This is a genomic window from Mucilaginibacter psychrotolerans, assembly GCF_004519315.1.
GTDB classification, from domain to species: Bacteria; Bacteroidota; Bacteroidia; order Sphingobacteriales; family Sphingobacteriaceae; genus Mucilaginibacter; species Mucilaginibacter psychrotolerans.
In genome coordinates this window covers 88808-107755 of record NZ_SOZE01000021.1, presented here as the reverse complement: position 1 = coordinate 107755, position 18948 = coordinate 88808, and the positions used below count along the sequence as shown (strand labels likewise).

Sequence of the window (18948 nt, the reverse complement as noted above, 5' to 3'; positions counted from 1 at the left end):
TTCTTGGTTCGACAACGATAGAAGGTTATGCAGAAACTATGAACTGCTGCTTGAAACTTCTGAAAATATGGTCAAACTCGGTGCTATAAAATTATTATTGAACAAAATTTAAACAGGCTCTCACATATTAAACTTTATTTCATGCTGCATTGGATCTCCATGATCTCGGTCGAGGGCTTTTGTACATAATAAATTTAATAGTTTCACAACTTGTTGATAGGTTTAAAACTATCAACTAATCCTATGCCCGTTCTGTGCTGGCCTCATAGTTTACGTGGTTCTCAGCGATCTCCGTCAACAAAGCATCGGCAGATTTTTCCTCGTCGATGGTCTGTACCAAGATCTCGGCAATGTCATAATAGCGAAGCGTTTTAGCCAGGCTGATCATGCCTCCATAAGAAGCGATCTCGTAATGCTCCGCTTTTTGTCCGGCGAAGATCAGGCCTACATCGCGTTGAGCAGTTCCCTCTTCGGTATGGCTGATGATCTCGTCCCCCTCGTCCACGATACCCGACATCGCATCGCATTTAGTGGTTTCCGGCTCCAGGCCCAGCATGCCGAAGATGTGCTCCAGGCGGCTGACATGGGTTTTGGTTTCGTCTAGGTGGTTAATGAAGGCGGTCTTCAATTCCTGTGAGGTAGCGGCTTCAGCCATATCCGGCAAAGTGTCCACCAGTTCCCTTTCGGCCCAAAGGAGGTCTTTCAATTCATTAACGAAAAACTCCATCAGTTTAGAATTGCCGGTACTGGTTGCTTGTAGTTCCTGCCATTCTTCTTCCTGTTCGATATTTTCCGGTTCCGGTGCATGAGCGGTTTGTGTATCGGATTCACCAGCGGCACCTTCGTAAGACGGCTGCTCTGTAAATTGTTCCTGCAGCTCCTGATAAAAAAGTTCGCGCGATCCTGTTGCAGTTGTTTCTGCTGTTTCATAGGTGGCATTATCAGCATCATCCCTTTGGTCGTGCAAGGACTTGATCAGGTCGTGGCCTTCATTGATGCCTTGTTGTTGTATTTGTAAAACCTGCGCCAGTTCCGGGCTCAATTCATTTTCCGGGTCGAGGGAATCACGGTAAGCCGCTTTGGCGGCATCTTCACCACGCTCGCATTCGTTAAGAATGGCTAACAGATCGTTGCCGGTAAAGGTGCCTTTAATATCGATCCAGGCGCGGTGCAGGTCACCAGTGGTACTGGTACCTACAGCCGCTTCACCGCCGTATTGCTGTGCGATATCTGTTAATTCAGTTACATATTGCTGGCTCTCGCCGGCCAGTTTGTTGAAAACGGCTATTAAACCGTTATCATCGTCTTTCAGGTCGGTGCCCGCTTTTTGAAAACCAGTTACACGGTCGTTGTTAATTTTGATAAGATCATTGATCACATCAAATGCTTTTTCAGAGATTTCCATATTTAAAATAGGTATGTTGATATAAACTGATAATTAACCAGGCTTATTCAGCTATAGCTTCGGCGTTAACGAGGCTTTCAGCAAGCGCAGTCAGCGCTTCGTCAGTCGCTTTTTCATTGTCAAGCGTCTGGCCTAATAAGTCAGCTACCTCATTATGGCCCATAGCTGCTGCCAACGTCCGTAACCCGCCATAAGTAGCAATTTCATAATGCTCCACTTTTTGCGCACCCAATATAAGCCCGCAATCCCTGATCATGGTACCCTGGTCGGTATCTTCGATAAGGCCGTTCGCTTCTTCCATGAGGCCGGCCATTGCATCGCATTTTTTGGCTACAGCTTTTTCGCCAAGCGCCTCAAATACTTTTTCAAGTGTCGCTATGTGCATTTCAGTTTCGCCGGTATGTTTGTCAAATGCTGCGGCCAGTTCAGGGCTGGTTGCCGCTTTTTTCATTTTCGGAAGTGCTTTCACCAGGTGTTTTTCCGCCCAGTAAATATCCTTCAGTTCGTCTACAAAGAATTCGTGGAATTCATTGTTCTCCATTTTGCCGGTCTTTGCCGGAGTTGTTTTGTTTGCTGCAGTTTTCATAAGTATGTTAATTGATGTTTATAAATTAATCTTGTTTTCGGAATAAGTACTCCATTGCGCTACGCCTTTCGGATCAGTTTTTTTACTCCTTCGCTTTTGACTTTGCTCATTTCCTTGTCGAGCTTATCCTTATCGGCCAAAGCTTTATCCATTTCTTTGGGCTGTTTAGTCAGGCCTTCGGTTTCTTTTACATAAGCAATTGGTTTCTCTATATAGATATACTCCTTGCCCATACCTTTGATCTCGCCCTCATTCCACGGCCCGCGAACGGTGCCTTCTGAAAAGTTGTAGGCTTGCTGTAAATACCTTGGATCGGCAGCCAGTACCGCAGGCGGGAAATTTGGTTGAATACTATCCAGTGCCGCTTCGAACATTTTGTAGTGAGTCACTTCGCGCGTCATCAGGAAAGAGAGCGTTTCTTGGATATATGGGTCGTCCGTGAATTTCATCAGGTGTTCGTAAACCAATTTCGCTCTTGATTCTGATGCTAGGTTACTGCGCAGATCGACGGTCAGGTCGCCGTTGGAGTTAATATATGACGCACACCAGGGAATACCCTGGCTGTTGCGCGGGGTAACGCCGCCGCCTGTAATAATGGCGAATTGCGGGTTAGCGGTTAATGCCTCGTGAATGATGTTTTCCTTTGCAGCCTTACCGTCCATCACCTGCATGATCTCGCTCTGGTCGGCGGCATCTTTTAACTCGCCATTGACCCCTTTTAACAACATCTGTATAGTAGCGCCGACAATTTCGAGGTGGCTGAATTCCTCCGTCGCGATATCCATCAGCATATCGTATTTGTCGGGGTGCGGCACCTTCGCGCCGAATGCCTGTGTAAAGTACTGCATGGCTGCGGCCAGCTCGCCGTTCTCTCCGCCGAATTGCTCCAGTAACAGGTTGGCAAAACGCGGATCGGGGCGGGATACCCTGGCATTGAATTGTAGAGATTTGACGTGGTGAAACATAGCTGTAGATTTTAATGGTGAACTATTGTTCTTGCAACTTTAAGTCCAAAAACCATCATTTTGGTTAAATAAATATTTTTTAAAGAAAACTTGAAACAATTGACTTGCCGCGTAGTTTATGTCTTATCGTTTTTTATTAGCGCTGCCCGACGTGTTCTCGGTGTATTAAAGTTTTGTTTAGAGATTAAATTTTTATTACAATGAGTGCAATATCACCCTGGGCCGCTGCGGTCAACACCTTATTTCACGGGCAGGACCCACCGACTTTATTTTCGAAGGAGATCCTGGGTTATACCATAAAAGTCCATACGCTGAATAACTCGCTTTGGATCGTGGTAACCTCCACGGAAGGAACACAAGTTGTGCTTCGTCCGGCCTACGCTCCAAATGACCATTTGCAATTAGGGAAAATGACCCGGCAGGATGACGGTATCACCGTTAACCTTTCAGCCAGCATCGGGCATTACGAGGTCAGGCTGCAATTTCCCGACAAGCAAAAGCCGTTGATTCGCTATACGACAACTTTTAAAGCTAATGATCCTTTACTGGTACCTTTCTGGCCGCGGGATATGGTGGTCACCGGGCCGGATGAAAGCGACAAAAACCCAAAAGGCACCATTCTGGTTAGCCAGGTGGGGACTCGATCCGGCTTACAGTATATCAGCCTAGATCAGCCAAAGTCCGGCGCACTGCTCTATTTTCAGAATCTTACTGCGCTAAATGATTATGCCCAGACAACCGAAACCTCCCTGGGGAATGTCGTCGGAGGTACATGGCCCGAAATGGGATTGGCGCTTCCGCCAACTTTGAAAGAAAAGCCTATACCTGCCCACCAGGAAATCGTCCTTTCCGATGCTTTTGTCGCGTTTGGCCCCGAAAACCCGGGGGATGAAATGGCGCAAGCCAAACAGTTCCTGAATTTGCTGGCAGATGTTTATTTATGCCTGCCAAAACCACCTACCAAATATTACAGGTGGCTGGATATGGTTGATAGAGGCTTACATGACCTGGAATTCAGCCATGGATGCTGGTCTCATGGCGCGGGGCAGGATTACCTGAACGCTTATGTAGCCGATTATAAAACCCCGCCGGAATTGATGGTACAGTTAGCCGTGCTGCTGCCGCTGACCGATTATTACGACTGGTGCAAAACCGAATTGCCGTCTATCCGGAAGATACAAAATGGTTTGGATGCTTTTTACAGCAAAGAATTAAAAACAGTGGTACGGTTCCTGCCGTCCCTTGCGAATGAGTTAAGCGGTGATGAGGAACAGTTGCAGCCTAATGTAATGGATTCCTGGTACCTGCACCACCCTTTATTAAATTTGGGCAGGCTGGCGATACGCGGAGATCAGCAGGGCAAAAAACTCTTTTTGGATTCCTTAGATTTTACCGTGCGTGTAGCCCACCATTTTAAGTACGAGTGGCCGGTAATGTACAATATGGAAACGCTGGAAGTAGTTAAAGCGGAAACCCAGCCGGGGAAGGGTGGTGAGAAAGACGTGGCAGGGCTTTACGCGCTGGTCATGCTGCACGCCTGGCAATTGACCAGGGAAAACAAATACCTGCTGGAAGCCAAGAAAGCAGCCAAGACACTACAGGGCAAAGGCTTTGAATTGTTTTACCAGGCAAACAATACGGCTTTTTCGGCCAATGCCATGCTTTGGCTTTATAAGGAAACAAAAGATCAGGTTTATTTAGACCTGGCTTATTTATGCCTGGCCAATATCTTCAAGAACTTTCAGCTTTGGGAATGCACTTATGGCTATGCAAAGGATTACCCTACCTTTTTCGCGATGTTCCCGTTGAATGATGCACCCTATACAGCAGCTTATGAAGAACAGGAAGTATTTGCCGCGCTGCATAATTTCCTGTTATATGCGGAGGACGAAGATATTCTGCCTTCGGTATCTATGTTAATTCCGGAATTCCTGAAATACATTGTTAACCGCTCACCTTATTACTACCCGCCTAACCTGCCAAAGGAAATGCTGTCCGAGGATGTTAAAACTGGCCAGGTGGATCATAAGCTATGGATCGCTATCGAGGATATTCATGATGGTTGGGAACAATCCGGTACGGTCGGTCAGGAAGTTTATGGTGCCGGCGTAGCTTTCGGCATCATCCCGCGCCATTTCTATAAAATACCCAACGAAAATTTTATGATCTATCTGGATTATCCAACTGCTGGCTTTAAATATCGTAAAGGTACCCTCAGCTTTAAGGTCAAAGGTGACGGGCGTTTAAACTGCCGCATGATGATCGTTAACAAAGACAAAAAGGCACTGCCAGCTTTTATAGTTAAAGGTAAGGACGGTGAATTAAAAGGTAAACGACAAAAAGATGGAAATATCGAATACGCAGTCAATGGCGATCAACAAATTAAAGTCAACTGGAAACTGTGAAACAGTGGTATTTATTTAGCCTGTAACTCTTAAGGGAAAGGTCAATAGGAGACACCCGGGCGCGCCTGAACAGGCATGCCATCAATACATCCGCGAAATATGTAATTGAGATTTGCAAAATTATCTTTATACAAATTTCCACCGGAGGCAAGTATCAGCGGACAAGCAAATACTATAGAATAATATTCCTCATTCACCCGTACAGCGAAGATAGCCCACGCCGGAATCAAACGTCAAAGGTACACAAGCGGGCCGTTGTGTCCGCTTCCAGCGGTTGGCCCTTGACATTTTACCCGGCTTCGCGCTTTTGGTTGCTTAGCAGTTGAATAAGGGATGGTGTGCTCTTGACTTGTAGGCGTACAGCATGACGGCAAAAAGTAGGCTGGTCGTCTTAAAAAATGCCTTTTTTTATTCAAAAACATTCATTATGTTTGCATAACAAGTTCATTGACTATCTGTTACGAGTGTTTTTATGATGCAAATGCAATCAAATGACGTCTAATAAAATGAGACCCATTCGGTTACCGTTTACTTAAGAAAACTTGATAACCACATTATAATCAATCATTTAAGGGGTAGGATGATCATCCTGCCATCCCGACTAAAGCGATACCAATCAAGAAAAACCCTCTTTAAAGCAATTTAAAGAGGGTTTTCTGTTTTGAGTTGAATTTTGTATCAGTTCGAATCCGGATTGTGCTATTTTTTATAAACTTTCTGTTAAACCTAAAATAGTTTCAGTTTTATCATGGTATGCCATCCCCCAATTGAGGGATTTTAACAGGCAGCATATCAACCTAGCTTAGTGTCAGCTTTTAAACAATGCCGACAATCAAATTATCCATCTGGCCCAACACCCCTAACCTGCAACACAAAAATGGTACGGCCAGTCGCTGCCTTATTTTATTATTGTTTACCGCCTTATTTTTTTTGGATGCTTGTGCAGCACCTTATTACAGATCCGTTAGCAACATGGGTGGCCAGCCGGCTACGTTGACGTTAGCCAACTGGCAAACCTTATCAGGAAAAATCCGGGTGAGCTCTTTTGATCACTATAGCTCCATCAGCAATATTGCTTTTGCCGAAGAATTGAGCAGGGTACATCAAACTTATCTTCTAAACGAAATACGTTTCCTGGTTTTAACCGGCAGCAGTTACAGCGTAAAAAATATTAAAGGAAACTATATGTGGGGAAGATGGATGAACATGGTTAACGCCTACAATCAATGTCAATAAGTTTTTTATGATGAGAAAATTATTAAAGTTATCGTTTACCGTTGCTGTAGGGCTTGGAGTACTTTTTTCTTGTAAGAAGGCGGCACCTGTAACTCCTGATCAGGCTCCACAGCCTATACCTGTTTTAAGCGATGCCAAACAGCTTACTACCTATGGTTTTGCCAAAAATGATAATCCAATGCTGAGCGCCGATGTGGTCGCTACCGTGGATGAAACCAGCAAAACCGTTAAAGCTACTTTGCCGTATGGCACTGACCTAACTGCCTTGAAAGCCAATTTTACCATCTCTGCCAAGGCTACGCTAAAAACAGGAAGCATTATACAGGTTAGCGGTTCTACTGTTAACAATTTTAGCCAGGCACTTACGCTCACCATTACTGCTGAAAACGGCAGCATGCAGAACTATGCGGCGAGCATCAGTCTTGCTCAGCCCCCGTCAGGAGGAAGCAGTATGGTGATCAAAAGAGAAGAATTTGCCGCCGGACCACCAGTACAAACCATACCCATTTTAACAGCAGATTATACGTACAACAGTTCCAATTTACTTTTAAGTTATAAGGATAACTATGGTACTTATCTATTTGATTACGATGTAAATGGAGTACTGATATCGCAAACTGTTAAAGATAATGCAGGCAACACCAGCAACACGCTTACCTATACCCTGAATACAGCCAAACAGGTAATTAGCATTACGGGGACATACGGACAAACTTTGGAAAACTTTTCCTACGGTGCCTCGGGAGGGCTGATAAAGTACACCAAAAGTTACTTTGGGGTTGTAAAAGACACTTATGAATACACTAACGATAGCAAGGGACGTGTTAAAATGGCAAAATACATCAATAGCAGCGATCCCGCCGGAACTTACACCTTGTTCAATTACGAGTATTACGATGGTGTTTACGACCCCGATCCGATGATCGGCGTGTTCATCAGACCAAGCGTTAGCTATGGCATAGAAACTTCAACCCGCAAAGCTTACGCGCTTAAAAGCTATAGTTCGCAAAAATACGATGCCATCGGAGTAATAGGGAGCAGTACAGTTGGGGCGTACACCTACACCACCAATACAGACGGCTACATTACCGGTTTAACTGATGGTAGCGGCGGCGCTCTTTATAAGTACACTTTTAAATAATATAAAATGAAGAAAACGATATTAACCTTGTTTACCGGGCTGCTGGTGTTTAGTGCTTATGCGCAAATCCGCTCTACCACAATAGCGAAACCCATAAGCCAAAATCTGCTTGTTAATGTTAAGCAAAGAAATATAGAAGCAGAACAACAAGCCTTTGGCAAACGCAGCAATTCCGAAGAGGCGTGGTTTTATGAAAATGCCAATTACGGCGGACGAAAGTTTGTTCTGGAGAGAGGAAGTTATACGCTTAAAGAACTGGGAACTGATTTAAACGACTTTTTAAGCAGCGCGGTGGTTCCATCTAACCTTATTGTTGTTGTTTATACTAATGATAATTTTGATGGCGACTGGTACATTTTAACTCCCGAAAACAATAACAATCTCAATTTTGAAAAAACGGTGGTTGCAAAGGCCAATGTGGGTAACAGATTAATCAGTGGAAAAGCGGACATCAACGATATCATCAGTTCCATTATTATCTATAACCCCGATCAGGATTACATCGATTTTAACAGTTTCGGTGAAAGCAATAATATTTATACCAACCTCAACCAGTTTGATAAAGATAAGTGCTACAGGGCTTTTCCCGGCCCTGGTTTATCTGGTGTTGACGGTCACAACATGGCCGACATAGGCCCCTTGAATGATAAAATCACTTACATCAGACTCAACAATTATCAAATGAGCGTTCAAATCCATCAGGATGCAGGTTTTAAAGGCTATCAGGGTTTACTAAAAAAGGAGGTTAGAGATTATCCACTTTTTGCTAAGCCAACCGATTTGCAAGTGTTGGGCTATATTTCAATGACAGATTGCGGAACTATTACCAGTAGCATAGGCATGGATCGTGCCTGGAAAAACCGGGTAAGTTCTTTCAAGGTAAATATTGGTCCTGGCCGACTCACGGAAATCTATAAGTAAATCTTTTACAGCTTATTACAGCTTTGTTTTAAACAGACCGAATTTAGTTTACTAAATAGTTTCGAAGATGAAAAATATAGTTAACTGCTTAGCCATAATGGTGCTGTTTGGCGCAACAACTGTGAAAGCACAGGTTGGTATCCGTAAGAAAGCAAGCGCCGAGATAACCGCTGTAATGCGCAAAAAAGCAGATGCAGTTGGCATGCGCCCAATGGCAGACAACGCACTGGAAGCAGATAATGGATATATCTATTCCAAAAAAATGGACATTCAGCAGAGCAGTGCCGATGCTATTTATATGAGCAGGTCAAAGAGTGTTCCGTTTGCCGTTTATGGGGCTATTGCATTAAAATATAACGACTTGGGTACCATCCGTTCGGAAATTGGTTACCCGCAAATGGACGAGGCTAAAATGAAAGATGGTGCCTATCAGTTTTTTGATAAAGGAGCCATTTATTGGAGCCCCAAAACAGGGGCGCATCTTGTGCGCGGCAATGTACTGCAACGCTACATGAACGAAAAATATGCCAACGGCTTTTTAGGCTTCCCTGCAGATGATCTTAAAATCACGCCTGATGGCAAGGCGGTGTACTGCTATTTTGAAGGTAGTTGCATTTACAACAATAACAAATATGGTGCTTTTGCTGTGGCCGGTGATATTTTGCGCAAATGGGGCGAAGAGCGTTACGAGCGTGGTTTTTTGGGGTATCCAATTGCCGAAGCAAAAGCGGCAAGGCTAGGCAGTAAATCAAACGAAATCACACAATGGAGCCAGGAGTTTGAGGGCGGCATGCTGGTAGCCAATACAGATGGCTCATTGTTACAGCTGGTGCCGGGAATGAGCATGCAAAACGCCAGGGACTTCCCCGGCATATATGCTACTTACCAAGCCCTGGGCGGCGTTAGCAGTTGGCTGGGCTATCCTACAGAAAAAGCCATACACGGAAATGGCGTTTGGCTACAACAGTTTTTAAGGGGCTATATCTATCGTAAAGACAACGATGCCATAGGTTATACCATTCGCAAAGGCGCAATCTGGAACGAGTTTGCTAAAAGGGGATGGGAAATCGGCTGCGGATACCCAACCGATAACGAGGTGCTGAAAGGAAACACAACCTATCAGGTGTTTAGTAAAGGCACTATTTATTATTTGGGCGATGTTAACCAAACCCTTTGGAAAGAGGGCGACAACGGACAATGGTACCTCGACAAAAAAGGAAAGAATAAAGGCGCGATATCAACTTTTTAAGTTTAACAAATAAGGAAATGAGTAAAAAAATTACACTTGTTGCAGGTATTTTGGCAATAAGCCAACTTGCACTGGCACAAAACAGAATTGATGCCAATTACAAAAAGCCCTCTTTGGGTAGTAAAGTTAGCACTATTGCAACACCAACGCCATTTAATAAAGATTTGATGGAAAAGGTGTATGGTAAAAGCGAATCAGATAAAGTGCTGGATAAATGCCAGGCGGAGTATGATGCCTTCAACCAGAACGGTGATGAAGTTTGGATCTACTCCGATGAATTTTTTAATGGCGAAAAGAAAATCTTGAAAATTGGAGACTATACCTTGTTAGGCAGTGCCAGCACAAGAGAACTGGGTACGAACTGGAACGACAGGATCAGCAGTATGCTCATTCCTTCTTCGTTAAAATTAACCGTTTTTATGGATGATAAATTTAAAGGCCTCGCTGCGTCAACTTCTGGTTTTGGCGTTACCAATATGGAAACCGGAACAACGGGTTTTAAAGGTGATTACTATACGTTTAAATCGGGCGGCAAATACAGTAAGGGAGGACTGTATTTTATAGCTGGCCAGGCAGGTACCGAACAGATACTTGCCAATGACAATATATCCAGTATCAAAATTTACAGGTAAGTTAATGTACGCTCTGTTTTGGTTTTTGTTTTTGTGTGAGCTGCTTTCGCTGCCTGATAAAGTTTAGGTCCAATCTACAACCTGGAAAATATGCGGTATAGCTAATACGCAGTTGTATTTCTTCAGGCTGCCCGAAACTACAGCCAACCGCTCAATGCAAGCTGGCGTATTAAGTACTTACCGGAAATGGGAGCGGAAATGTTAGAGTATTTTAAGTGCAAAAACAGCAAGAAATATAGCGTCACCATTATTATAAAGCCTTAAAAATGAAACTAAAGATCTTAATTCTCACTATGATATTGGTTGCCAACTTATGTTCGGCCCAAACCAAATGGTTTACCCTTTATACAGATAGTGTAGCCGAAATACGGGATGCAAATACGATAGCCGCCAAAGTTATTGCCGATGTTCAAAAGATAAGTGCTACCACACAAATAAAGGCCATAACCATTTTAAACACTACACCTTATTTAATTTATTACGATGGCAAAAAAGCTCCCAAAACAATAAATCTACCTATTTGGGCTCAGGTAATAGAACCTCAGAAACAGTTCTTCTACCAGTTAGCGGGCAACGAAGCCGAAGGGAAGCAGATTTTTGGGTTGTTTTTTAACGGTTTTTACCTGCCGCATGAGCTGGGGCACGCCCTGCAACACACGGTAAAAGGTAAGTTTTTGTCTCCCTATGCCGATGAAATTTTCGCCAACCAGGTTGCCATGTTGTGGTGGCGCAAGCACGGACGGCAAAAGGAACTGGAGCAGTGCTATCAATATGCAAAGAAAATGTACGCCCCAATTGCCTAATCCGGTCCCTGCAGGTCAAAGTGTGGAGGAATATTTTGGCAAAAATTACGAGGAAGCCGCTAAAGACCCTTCTATATACGGGTATATGCAGTTTGGGCAATTTATTGCTGTATACGAAGATAAAAAACTGCCTAGGTTTGATGTATTTGTAAAACAGTTCCTCTTACAACATAAAAACAAATAGCCATGAAAAAAGTAATATGTCTGCTGGTGTTTTTATTAACTGCTACCCCCATTTTTGCGCAAATTTTAAGACCTGTTATTGCGCCGTAGAAACTGGAACCCGAAAACAGGGAAGTTACAAGATTTAAGGAACGACCGCCCAAAGAAGAAGTCTGGTTTTACGAAAATGCCAATTACACCGGCAAGAAATATATTCTGACACGTGGTTTTTACTCCCTTAAAACGCTCGGAATGGATGCCAACGACTTCTTTTCATCAGCATTAATACCCAGGGGTATAAAAGTCTTTGTTTTTGAAGATGACGACTTGAAAGGCAATTGCTATCAGTTAAGGCCTGATTATAAACCAGCTACCAGTATTTTTCAAAGCGTTAACGCCAATTTCGAGAAAGTAGAGGTTTTGACAGGCAAAAACACCCTGAACCAGAACCTGATTGGATTTAAAGATATTAATGATAAAATAAGTTCAATAGTTGTTTTTGACGAAACACAGGATTTTGCAACACTTTACGAAAACCAATTTTACCTGGGTAAAGCAAAAATACTGTATCCGGTAGATTTGGTTAACGATGCCTACAACAATGTAGCCGGAACTTGGGGATATGCCACCTTAGCGCCCTATAACTTTAATAATATCTTATCATCTCTTAAAGCTAATGGTATAGTTAGCGGTTACCAAATATTTCAAGAAAACAATTTCTCGGGCAAAAGCAAACAGTTCTTGTATAATGTACCCAATCTAAAAGATATTGGCTTTTCCACAGGCGCTTTTTTAGACATAAAAAATTCCGACTGGAACGATAGGGCATCGTCTATACTGTTATATTTTAAAACCGGAAAAGTTATTATAGAAAATTAAAAACAAATAAGACTCCTATAACAATGAAAAAAATGAGCTTTCTCGCTGTTGCTTTTTTTGCAGTAGCATTCACCGCAAGTGCCCAAACCACACCTACTGCCCAAAAACCTGAAGCCCCGAAAAAGGTAGACAAAAACATTAAAAAACTGGAAAAAAAGGTTTCCAAAGTTGAAACCCTGACACTAGGAAACGAAGAGGAAATAAGGCAGGAAGAACAGGCCAAACCTAGTCCATTAAAATCAAAGGGGGCAGATAAGCAGCTTAATCCACAACCTTTTCCGCCGACCGATAAAAACACCGGCAAAGCAACGCAGCCCGCTAAAAATAAGAACAGCAACCATTAAATAACCTATAATTTTTAAATCAATTCATCATGAAAATATTAAGCATCATTCTACTATCTCTTTTTTCTTTACAACTACAAGCGCAGCAAAATGCAAAGGATATGGCTGATGCACGTGCGAAACTGCAGGCTTTGACAGCTATGACGCAGGCACCCCAAGGCAAAACCGCCGGAAAAATCACCTATATTGTTAACGGTAAAACCTACACCGAAAGCAATGGTATCAGTACGGTAATCATCAACGGAAAAATTGGTGACATTGCCAATGCAAAGCACTCTGTTAGCATCGGCGATGGAACCGCGCACATATTTAAGGTAGGACAAAGTTACAGTTGTAAGTTTTAATGGTACTTGTCGATGGTGTACAATATGCCCGTCGAGCTAAAGAAAATACTGCTACAATTACCTTTTACGACGGCAAAATAGTTAAGGGGAAATTCTCGGGTACGGTTATAACGAGCAAACCCAAAAGACACTTTCTGTTTCCGGAACTTTCGAATTGAACAACGTAACAATTTTCTAAAATGTATCATGCTCATCTAAAAGGACTTTTGAATTATTAAGAAAAAAACTATCCCTAGGGAATACGAGACCTGAAAGACTTGGTCAGCTACGTGTATGTAAGCAATCTCGTGGAAACATACATGTTGCCTTACTTCTAAATTTTAGTTAATAAGTCAAACGGCTGCAATTGCGGCTGTTTTGCATTGTGCCTTTTAATAATGTGGGTAGTCCAAAGATTATTTACTTACCAATAAATTGAAGCAACCACCACCAAACAAGAGTCGGCTGCAAGTTCTGTATAAAAAAAATATTCTTGTCCCGAAATGGCAAGACATAAAAGAGGCCTGAACTTCGGTGATTAAACCGCGATTCAGGCCTTCTCGCTAACTGGGTCCCCGTTTTCTTATTTCACCACCCATTCATGTATGCCGGTAGAATTACCGGCAGGCAGTTGGATTACCATTTTTAACGCAGTGGTATTAACCGGTTCAAATGTTACCTTATTGTAACCATCCTTGCTTATGATATAGGGAGTTGTGTTTTTTACAGGCACCCATTCTCCGTCTTTTTTATAAAATAGCTGGTATGAAGCCGGTATACGGCAGCCTCCCCATGGTCCGTCGTCATACCAGTAAACTTTCGATTCACTAATAGTAAGCCCGGTATTAAAGTCATATTGCACATACTCGCTGGTATTATGGGTTGGCCACCAGTGGAGGTAAGGGTAATTGGTATCGCCCGAACTGCTTGGTTCATACTGGTCTTTAATGGCCTTGTACATCCTTTTATTTTTTAATGACGAGGATACTGTACTTGTGCTGGCGATGGTTGGTGCCGGTTTCGGGCTTGCGGCCGATGCTTCATAAGGTATCCACACCGTCATTTCACTCGGCCCGCGGTTGGCCCAGGCATAATAGGGAATGGCCCTTACTTTTTGATCTGTTTCTATCAGGCTATCGCTGTTTAATTGCCTTTTGGTGCTTTTGCCGCCAATGCTGATCACGTCGACACCATTTAATAAATCGGGGTCATAGTTTGCTTGTGCAACAGCATTTTTATCAATTAAAATGTTCTGAACAAGGCTGTCGCGGTTGTCTGGTCCTTCAAGGCAATAAACAATCGGTCCTCGCTCCAATGCAAATCGGCCCCTGTCGTCTTTTACTTTCTCGTTAGCCAAAACCTTTTCGGTTTCTAAAGGTAATGCAAGGGAAATTTTATCGCCTTTTTTCCAGTTCCGGTTTAAAACAGCATAGCCTTTTTCGGTTACAAACGATGTTGCTTTTCCATTTACATAAATAACAACAGGCAGCGGAGTTTTATTCATAAATGTGTACAGGTTGCCTGGAACGGGTTGCAGTTTGGCCCAGCCTGGTATACGTATCCTTAAGGTAAAGGCTGTTGCTTTTGCAGGATTTACTGTAATATCCACCTGACCTTTCCACGGATAATCTGTTTGTTGAACAATATTTACGTTGCCCGAAGTAAGTTTAATATTGCTGGTGTTGCTCATGAACAGGTTTACATAGAGATCATTTTTGTTTTTGGCGTAAACGTAACCTGGCAGCGATGGCAAAAAACGCGTCATGTTACTGATACAGCAGGCGCAACTGATCCAGGCACTGCGTTGGTGCTGAAACATGGAAGCTAATGGATTGGGGTAAAAAAAGCGATCTCCGCTTAATGATACGCCCGATAACAGCCCATTATACAGTGTTCTTTCCAGTACGTCGATGTATTTTGAGTCGCCATGAAGTAAAAACATACGATTGTTCCAGTAAACATTACCAATGGCCGCGCAGGTTTCTGCATAAGCCGACATATTGGGCAACTGGTAAGCATCACCAAAAGCCTCGCCTGCACCGGTAGCGCCTATGCCGCCTGTGATATATAATTTTTTATTAACCACATCGCCCCAGATATCATCAATGGCGTTTAAATATTTGGTGTCGCCTGTTAGTGCTGCGATATCTGCCATGCCGGTGTACATGTAGGCGGCACGTACCGCGTGGCCTTCGGCTTCATGCTGGTCAACCACTTTTTTGCTGGCCTGGTTATAGGCATCTCCTTTGGGTCCGCGTACATCTAAAAAGAACTTAGCCAGATCCAGATATTGCTTGTTGCCCGTAACCCTGTACATTTTTGATAAGCCAATCTCCACAATCTGGTGACCGGGATACTCTTCTATCTTGCCTGGTCCAAAGGTTTTTACCAGCAGGTCGGCGTTTTTTATAGCGATATTAAGGAGGGTGCGTTTGCCGGTGGCCTGGTAATGGGCAACAGCAGCTTCGTACAAGTGCCCGCAATTATACAATTCGTGACTTAGTATTTCTTCGTTCACCCAGCGTTTATCACCAATCCATTCGTGCGGTTTTTTTGCATGCACTGTGCGGAAAGTGTATAGGTAGCCATCAGGCTCCTGGGCAGCCCCAATAATATTAATTAGCGTATCTATATACCTGTCAAGCTTTGGGTTCTTTTTATTTTGCATGGAATAAGAAGCACCCTCAATTGCCTTATAAACATCCGTATCATCAAACGGAAACTCGCTCAGCTTATCACCATCCAGCTGTTTGCCCGCCCGCAAAAAGTTATCCATACGGCCATTTTTTTTGCATTGCGCAAGCACATAGGGAATGGTTACATTGGCGTTGACGGCCATTTTGGGTTCCCAAAATTTATCGTTCACATGTACGCTGGTAAATGCTACAGGCTGTATAGGGTAATCCTTTTGCTGCCCAAACACCACGCCGTTTATTCCTATCATCCATAATAGCAAACAAGCTACAGTTCCTTTTTTTATCATGATATCGTTTCTTGAATGCTGTTATTAGTTCTTTACCATGCGGCTGCCATAAACCGGACCCGCACTATTATCTTTTTTAGGTAGTAATTTAACAGTTACTTTTTGTTTACCTTTTGTTAGCTCAATAGGGATGGCGTAACTGATGTCGTAAAAACGGCTTTCCTTATATTGGTTCAAATCTTCAGTGGATAGCTTAACGTTGTCTATCATGATATCAAATACACGGCCGCGGTTATCCATCCCCCAATACGTATTAATGAGTGTGTTTTGGGTGTTGGCATCAATCTTCATTTCATATTGCAGATAACCCCCGTTTTCGGTTGATCGCCATTTTTTCTGATGATCTTCCCCGGTAATCGCATTTTCTCCGCTGAAATTGTGGTCGCGCTCGGGCTGCATTTCACCTATGCGCAAAATATCTGTAGTGCGTGCTTCCAGCTCCTGTTGTTTCTTCCTTTGTTCATCGTATGCCTTTTGCTGTACAGCCCATGTTTCTGGCGTAAACACATCCCAATAAACAGAATAGTATTCGTTTTTGGTTTGATTGAAAGGAATTAGTTTAACTTCAGTCGGGTTTGAAATATTATCGGTACGGAAACTCAATTGCTTTTTATCAACCATCTGCAGCCATTTATTTGGGTCGGTTTCGCTGGTAACAAAAACAGGCACGCCTTTAAGTGGATCGGGCTCCGTATTACCCAAAATACCGGCTAATAAAACCGGTCCGTAGAATACTGCGCGCCTGTTGGCGTTATCCGGCAAGGCTTCGGTGTAAATATCCTCCGGCATGGTAAATTCAATTTTATCGTTGTTTTTCCATTTGCGGTTTAAAACCAGGTAACCCTGTGCATCTATAGTAAGCTGTTGTTTTTTACCGTTTATGCTAATACTGGTATTGTCGGCCCATTTGGGTTTACGTATCCGTATGCCCATTTGAACAGGTTTTGCGGTTGTCACTGTAAGTGTGGTTCTGTCGTTTTCGGGCAGGTTGCTTTCCTGTTTTATGGATAAACCTTTTTCTTTCCAGTTTAACACCGATGGGATAAACAAATTAACATATAAGCTGCCATCAGCACCTCTGAAATATATACTTTCGTTATACTTAACATGATTTTCCATACCCGAGCCCACGCAACAGGTGAAGGTATCAAAGGGGCTGCTATAATCCTTTTTTCCGCCCATCCTCAGCGGCACAAAGTAACACATCATGCCTGTTTCATGGTTTTGCGATGCCAGGATGTGGTTGTATAAAGCCTTTTCGTAATAGTCCATTAACTTTGCTGATGGCTCAAGCGCAAATAAATGCCGGGTGAGTTTAAGCATATTATAGGTGTTGCAAGTTTCGGTGGTGTTCTCGGTAAGTCTATCGTTTAGTTTGCCCGGTTCACTTAAATACTCATAATTGCTGTTGCCTCCTGTGGCATAAGAGTGATTATTTACTACGGTTTCCCAAAAGAAATCGGCAATAGCCTTGTCTTTTTTATCGCCGTTAAGCTCATACCGCCTGGCACTGGCAATTATTTTAGGGATTTGCGTGTTTGAATGTTTTCCAGGCAAGATATCTTGTTGCTGAGCAAGCGGATCTAAAATACGCTTGTCGTAAAACTTGTAGGATAGTTCGAGATATTTTTTGTCGCCATTTATAGCATATAAATTGGTGAGTGTTTCTGCCATGCCACCGTACTCGCAAAGCAACATTTTTTGCAGCTTTTCGTCATCAAGATTTTTGATGGTTTCGCCTGTCCAATCGGCCATGCCTTTGCATATTTTTAGCGCCTTTTTGTTGTTACAATATAAATAGGCATCTAATAAGCCGGCCATAACCTTGTGTACGGTATACCATGGCGACCAACCGCCATTCAAGTCGAACCCGCGTGAACGGATATCACCTTTGGCCACTTCGGCCCAAACCGTATCTTCTTTAGGTATGGCACCTACGTATCCGGTTTTGCGTGCTATCTGGCATTCATTTAGTTCTTCTACAATATAATTTACCCGTTTTAAAAATTCCGGATCGCGGGTGGAAGCGTAATGCATAGAAATTGCTGAGAGGTAATGCCCAAGCGTATGCCCTGCTAACCCCGATGACTCCCAGCCTTCGTACATTTTCCCTTTAGGCTTTAAGCCAGAGTGAGAGCGGAATGCAGATAATAACCTATCGGGCTGAATGGATAACAGGTAAGCCGCATCAACCTGCATTGCCTGTTTAAACGGGCTGTTAAGTAATTGTACATCCTTTAAATCAAAAGTATAAGCCTTGATCTCGGTTTGAGGTTTAACCTTTAAACGGGTGTCGTTCCACTCGGGTACATATGATTGCGCGTAGGTTATGTTGGCCGTTAGAAAGCCCGACACAATAACTACATTTAACATAAACCATTTTTTATTTACCATAGCATTATTGTTTAGTTAGGTCATTTCATGAAAAATCTAAGTTACTGCGGAGGATCGAGCTATTTTAAATCATTATTGGCTATAAGTAGCAGGATTTTAGCTTGTTTATTTTATCGCGTTAAAGTGATTCACTATCCGCTGATAGATGATACTAATTTAATATATGTTACTGTTGTGCTAAATTAATAAATATATACCCTGGAAAACGCCGATACTTTTAATAAAAATAATAAGCATGATAACTTTTGACTGTAAAGTCGAGAGTCGATCCACCTGGTATCCAATATTACCCGGATGTTGAGAATTGCGATATTCAATACTTTGTTTTTGCCAATATTAAGCATTGCTATCGCAATATATTAGCACATTGTGGTTAAAAATTACCTTGTTCGTGTTAGGATTTGGAGTTTGATATCAAATGATTGTAAATTAAACAACAATTAATCCTATCACTATGAAAGTTATACAACTTAATATGCCCGTACCGCATGATACATGATAAAAGCGTGACCGCGAAAAA

At 42.8% G+C, this 18948-nt stretch carries 15 protein-coding genes; 10 read left to right on the top strand and 5 right to left on the bottom strand.

Annotation, left to right across the window (positions count from 1 at the left end; all coding sequences use genetic code 11):
* Positions 1-241 precede the first annotated feature (241 nt).
* Genes E2R66_RS29015 through E2R66_RS18885 form a run of 3 tightly spaced genes read right to left on the bottom strand, consistent with a single transcriptional unit; the run spans position 242 to position 2956 of the window.
* On the bottom strand, positions 242-1405 hold the full coding sequence (locus E2R66_RS29015) for a DUF892 family protein (RefSeq protein WP_133233293.1): 1164 nt from the start codon (positions 1403-1405) through the stop codon (positions 242-244).
* A gap of 43 nt (positions 1406-1448) precedes the next feature.
* Positions 1449-1991, bottom strand: coding sequence for a YciE/YciF ferroxidase family protein (locus E2R66_RS18890; protein WP_133233295.1), 543 nt, complete (start codon positions 1989-1991; stop codon positions 1449-1451).
* Between the two features lie 59 nt (positions 1992-2050).
* Positions 2051-2956 (bottom strand): manganese catalase family protein, encoded by a 906-nt coding sequence (locus tag E2R66_RS18885; protein ID WP_133233297.1) that lies wholly within the window; start codon positions 2954-2956, stop codon positions 2051-2053.
* A gap of 200 nt (positions 2957-3156) precedes the next feature.
* On the opposite strand from E2R66_RS18885, the gene E2R66_RS18880 reads away from it, so the two are divergent.
* From E2R66_RS18880 to E2R66_RS18835, 10 genes are all read left to right on the top strand, one after another.
* The gene (locus tag E2R66_RS18880) at positions 3157-5361 is read left to right on the top strand and encodes a glycoside hydrolase family 88 protein (RefSeq protein ID WP_133233299.1); all 2205 of its coding nucleotides are present in this window, start codon (positions 3157-3159) and stop codon (positions 5359-5361) included.
* An 822-nt stretch (positions 5362-6183) separates the two neighbouring features.
* The gene (locus tag E2R66_RS18875) at positions 6184-6597 is read left to right on the top strand and encodes a hypothetical protein (RefSeq protein ID WP_133233301.1); all 414 of its coding nucleotides are present in this window, start codon (positions 6184-6186) and stop codon (positions 6595-6597) included.
* A 7-nt stretch (positions 6598-6604) separates the two neighbouring features.
* Positions 6605-7738, top strand: coding sequence for a hypothetical protein (locus E2R66_RS18870; RefSeq protein ID WP_133233303.1), 1134 nt, complete (start codon positions 6605-6607; stop codon positions 7736-7738).
* 6 nt (positions 7739-7744) lie between these two features.
* The gene (locus E2R66_RS18865; RefSeq protein WP_133233305.1) at positions 7745-8659 is read left to right on the top strand and encodes a peptidase inhibitor family I36 protein; all 915 of its coding nucleotides are present in this window, start codon (positions 7745-7747) and stop codon (positions 8657-8659) included.
* 67 nt (positions 8660-8726) lie between these two features.
* Complete coding sequence (locus E2R66_RS18860; protein ID WP_133233307.1) at positions 8727-9908, top strand: LGFP repeat-containing protein; 1182 nt, start codon at positions 8727-8729, stop codon at positions 9906-9908.
* 17 nt (positions 9909-9925) lie between these two features.
* The gene (locus E2R66_RS18855; protein ID WP_133233309.1) at positions 9926-10540 is read left to right on the top strand and encodes a hypothetical protein; all 615 of its coding nucleotides are present in this window, start codon (positions 9926-9928) and stop codon (positions 10538-10540) included.
* A 266-nt stretch (positions 10541-10806) separates the two neighbouring features.
* Positions 10807-11343 (top strand): hypothetical protein, encoded by a 537-nt coding sequence (locus E2R66_RS18850; RefSeq protein WP_133233311.1) that lies wholly within the window; start codon positions 10807-10809, stop codon positions 11341-11343.
* A 414-nt stretch (positions 11344-11757) separates the two neighbouring features.
* Complete coding sequence (locus E2R66_RS18845) at positions 11758-12384, top strand: hypothetical protein (RefSeq protein WP_240049352.1); 627 nt, start codon at positions 11758-11760, stop codon at positions 12382-12384.
* Positions 12385-12407: 23 nt separating this feature from the next.
* Complete coding sequence (locus tag E2R66_RS18840; protein WP_133233315.1) at positions 12408-12728, top strand: hypothetical protein; 321 nt, start codon at positions 12408-12410, stop codon at positions 12726-12728.
* 29 nt (positions 12729-12757) lie between these two features.
* Complete coding sequence (locus tag E2R66_RS18835; protein ID WP_133233317.1) at positions 12758-13072, top strand: hypothetical protein; 315 nt, start codon at positions 12758-12760, stop codon at positions 13070-13072.
* 562 nt (positions 13073-13634) lie between these two features.
* Here the strand turns inward: E2R66_RS18835 and E2R66_RS18830 are convergent.
* Both E2R66_RS18830 and E2R66_RS18825 read right to left on the bottom strand, forming a co-directional pair.
* The gene (locus E2R66_RS18830) at positions 13635-16034 is read right to left on the bottom strand and encodes a glycoside hydrolase family 127 protein (protein WP_240049351.1); all 2400 of its coding nucleotides are present in this window, start codon (positions 16032-16034) and stop codon (positions 13635-13637) included.
* A 24-nt stretch (positions 16035-16058) separates the two neighbouring features.
* Positions 16059-18428 (bottom strand): glycoside hydrolase family 127 protein, encoded by a 2370-nt coding sequence (locus E2R66_RS18825; RefSeq protein ID WP_133233321.1) that lies wholly within the window; start codon positions 18426-18428, stop codon positions 16059-16061.
* Between the last annotated feature and the right edge of the window lie 520 nt (positions 18429-18948).

Excerpts from the sequence above, each read along its gene's own strand:
- E2R66_RS18850 (WP_133233311.1), top strand. The coding sequence starts at position 10,807 with ATGAAACTAAAGATCTTAATTCTCACTATGATATTGGTTGCCAACTTA.
- E2R66_RS18880 (WP_133233299.1), top strand. The coding sequence starts at position 3,157 with ATGAGTGCAATATCACCCTGGGCCGCTGCGGTCAACACCTTATTTCAC.
- E2R66_RS18870 (WP_133233303.1), top strand. The coding sequence starts at position 6,605 with ATGATGAGAAAATTATTAAAGTTATCGTTTACCGTTGCTGTAGGGCTT.
- E2R66_RS18825 (WP_133233321.1), bottom strand. The coding sequence starts at position 18,428 with ATGGTAAATAAAAAATGGTTTATGTTAAATGTAGTTATTGTGTCGGGC.
- E2R66_RS18875 (WP_133233301.1), top strand. The coding sequence starts at position 6,184 with ATGCCGACAATCAAATTATCCATCTGGCCCAACACCCCTAACCTGCAA.
- E2R66_RS18855 (WP_133233309.1), top strand. The coding sequence starts at position 9,926 with ATGAGTAAAAAAATTACACTTGTTGCAGGTATTTTGGCAATAAGCCAA.
- E2R66_RS18830 (WP_240049351.1), bottom strand. The coding sequence starts at position 16,034 with ATGATAAAAAAAGGAACTGTAGCTTGTTTGCTATTATGGATGATAGGA.
- E2R66_RS18860 (WP_133233307.1), top strand. The coding sequence starts at position 8,727 with ATGAAAAATATAGTTAACTGCTTAGCCATAATGGTGCTGTTTGGCGCA.
- E2R66_RS18835 (WP_133233317.1), top strand. The coding sequence starts at position 12,758 with ATGAAAATATTAAGCATCATTCTACTATCTCTTTTTTCTTTACAACTA.
- E2R66_RS18840 (WP_133233315.1), top strand. The coding sequence starts at position 12,408 with ATGAAAAAAATGAGCTTTCTCGCTGTTGCTTTTTTTGCAGTAGCATTC.
- E2R66_RS29015 (WP_133233293.1), bottom strand. The coding sequence starts at position 1,405 with ATGGAAATCTCTGAAAAAGCATTTGATGTGATCAATGATCTTATCAAA.
- E2R66_RS18885 (WP_133233297.1), bottom strand. The coding sequence starts at position 2,956 with ATGTTTCACCACGTCAAATCTCTACAATTCAATGCCAGGGTATCCCGC.
- E2R66_RS18890 (WP_133233295.1), bottom strand. The coding sequence starts at position 1,991 with ATGAAAACTGCAGCAAACAAAACAACTCCGGCAAAGACCGGCAAAATG.
- E2R66_RS18845 (WP_240049352.1), top strand. The coding sequence starts at position 11,758 with ATGGATGCCAACGACTTCTTTTCATCAGCATTAATACCCAGGGGTATA.
- E2R66_RS18865 (WP_133233305.1), top strand. The coding sequence starts at position 7,745 with ATGAAGAAAACGATATTAACCTTGTTTACCGGGCTGCTGGTGTTTAGT.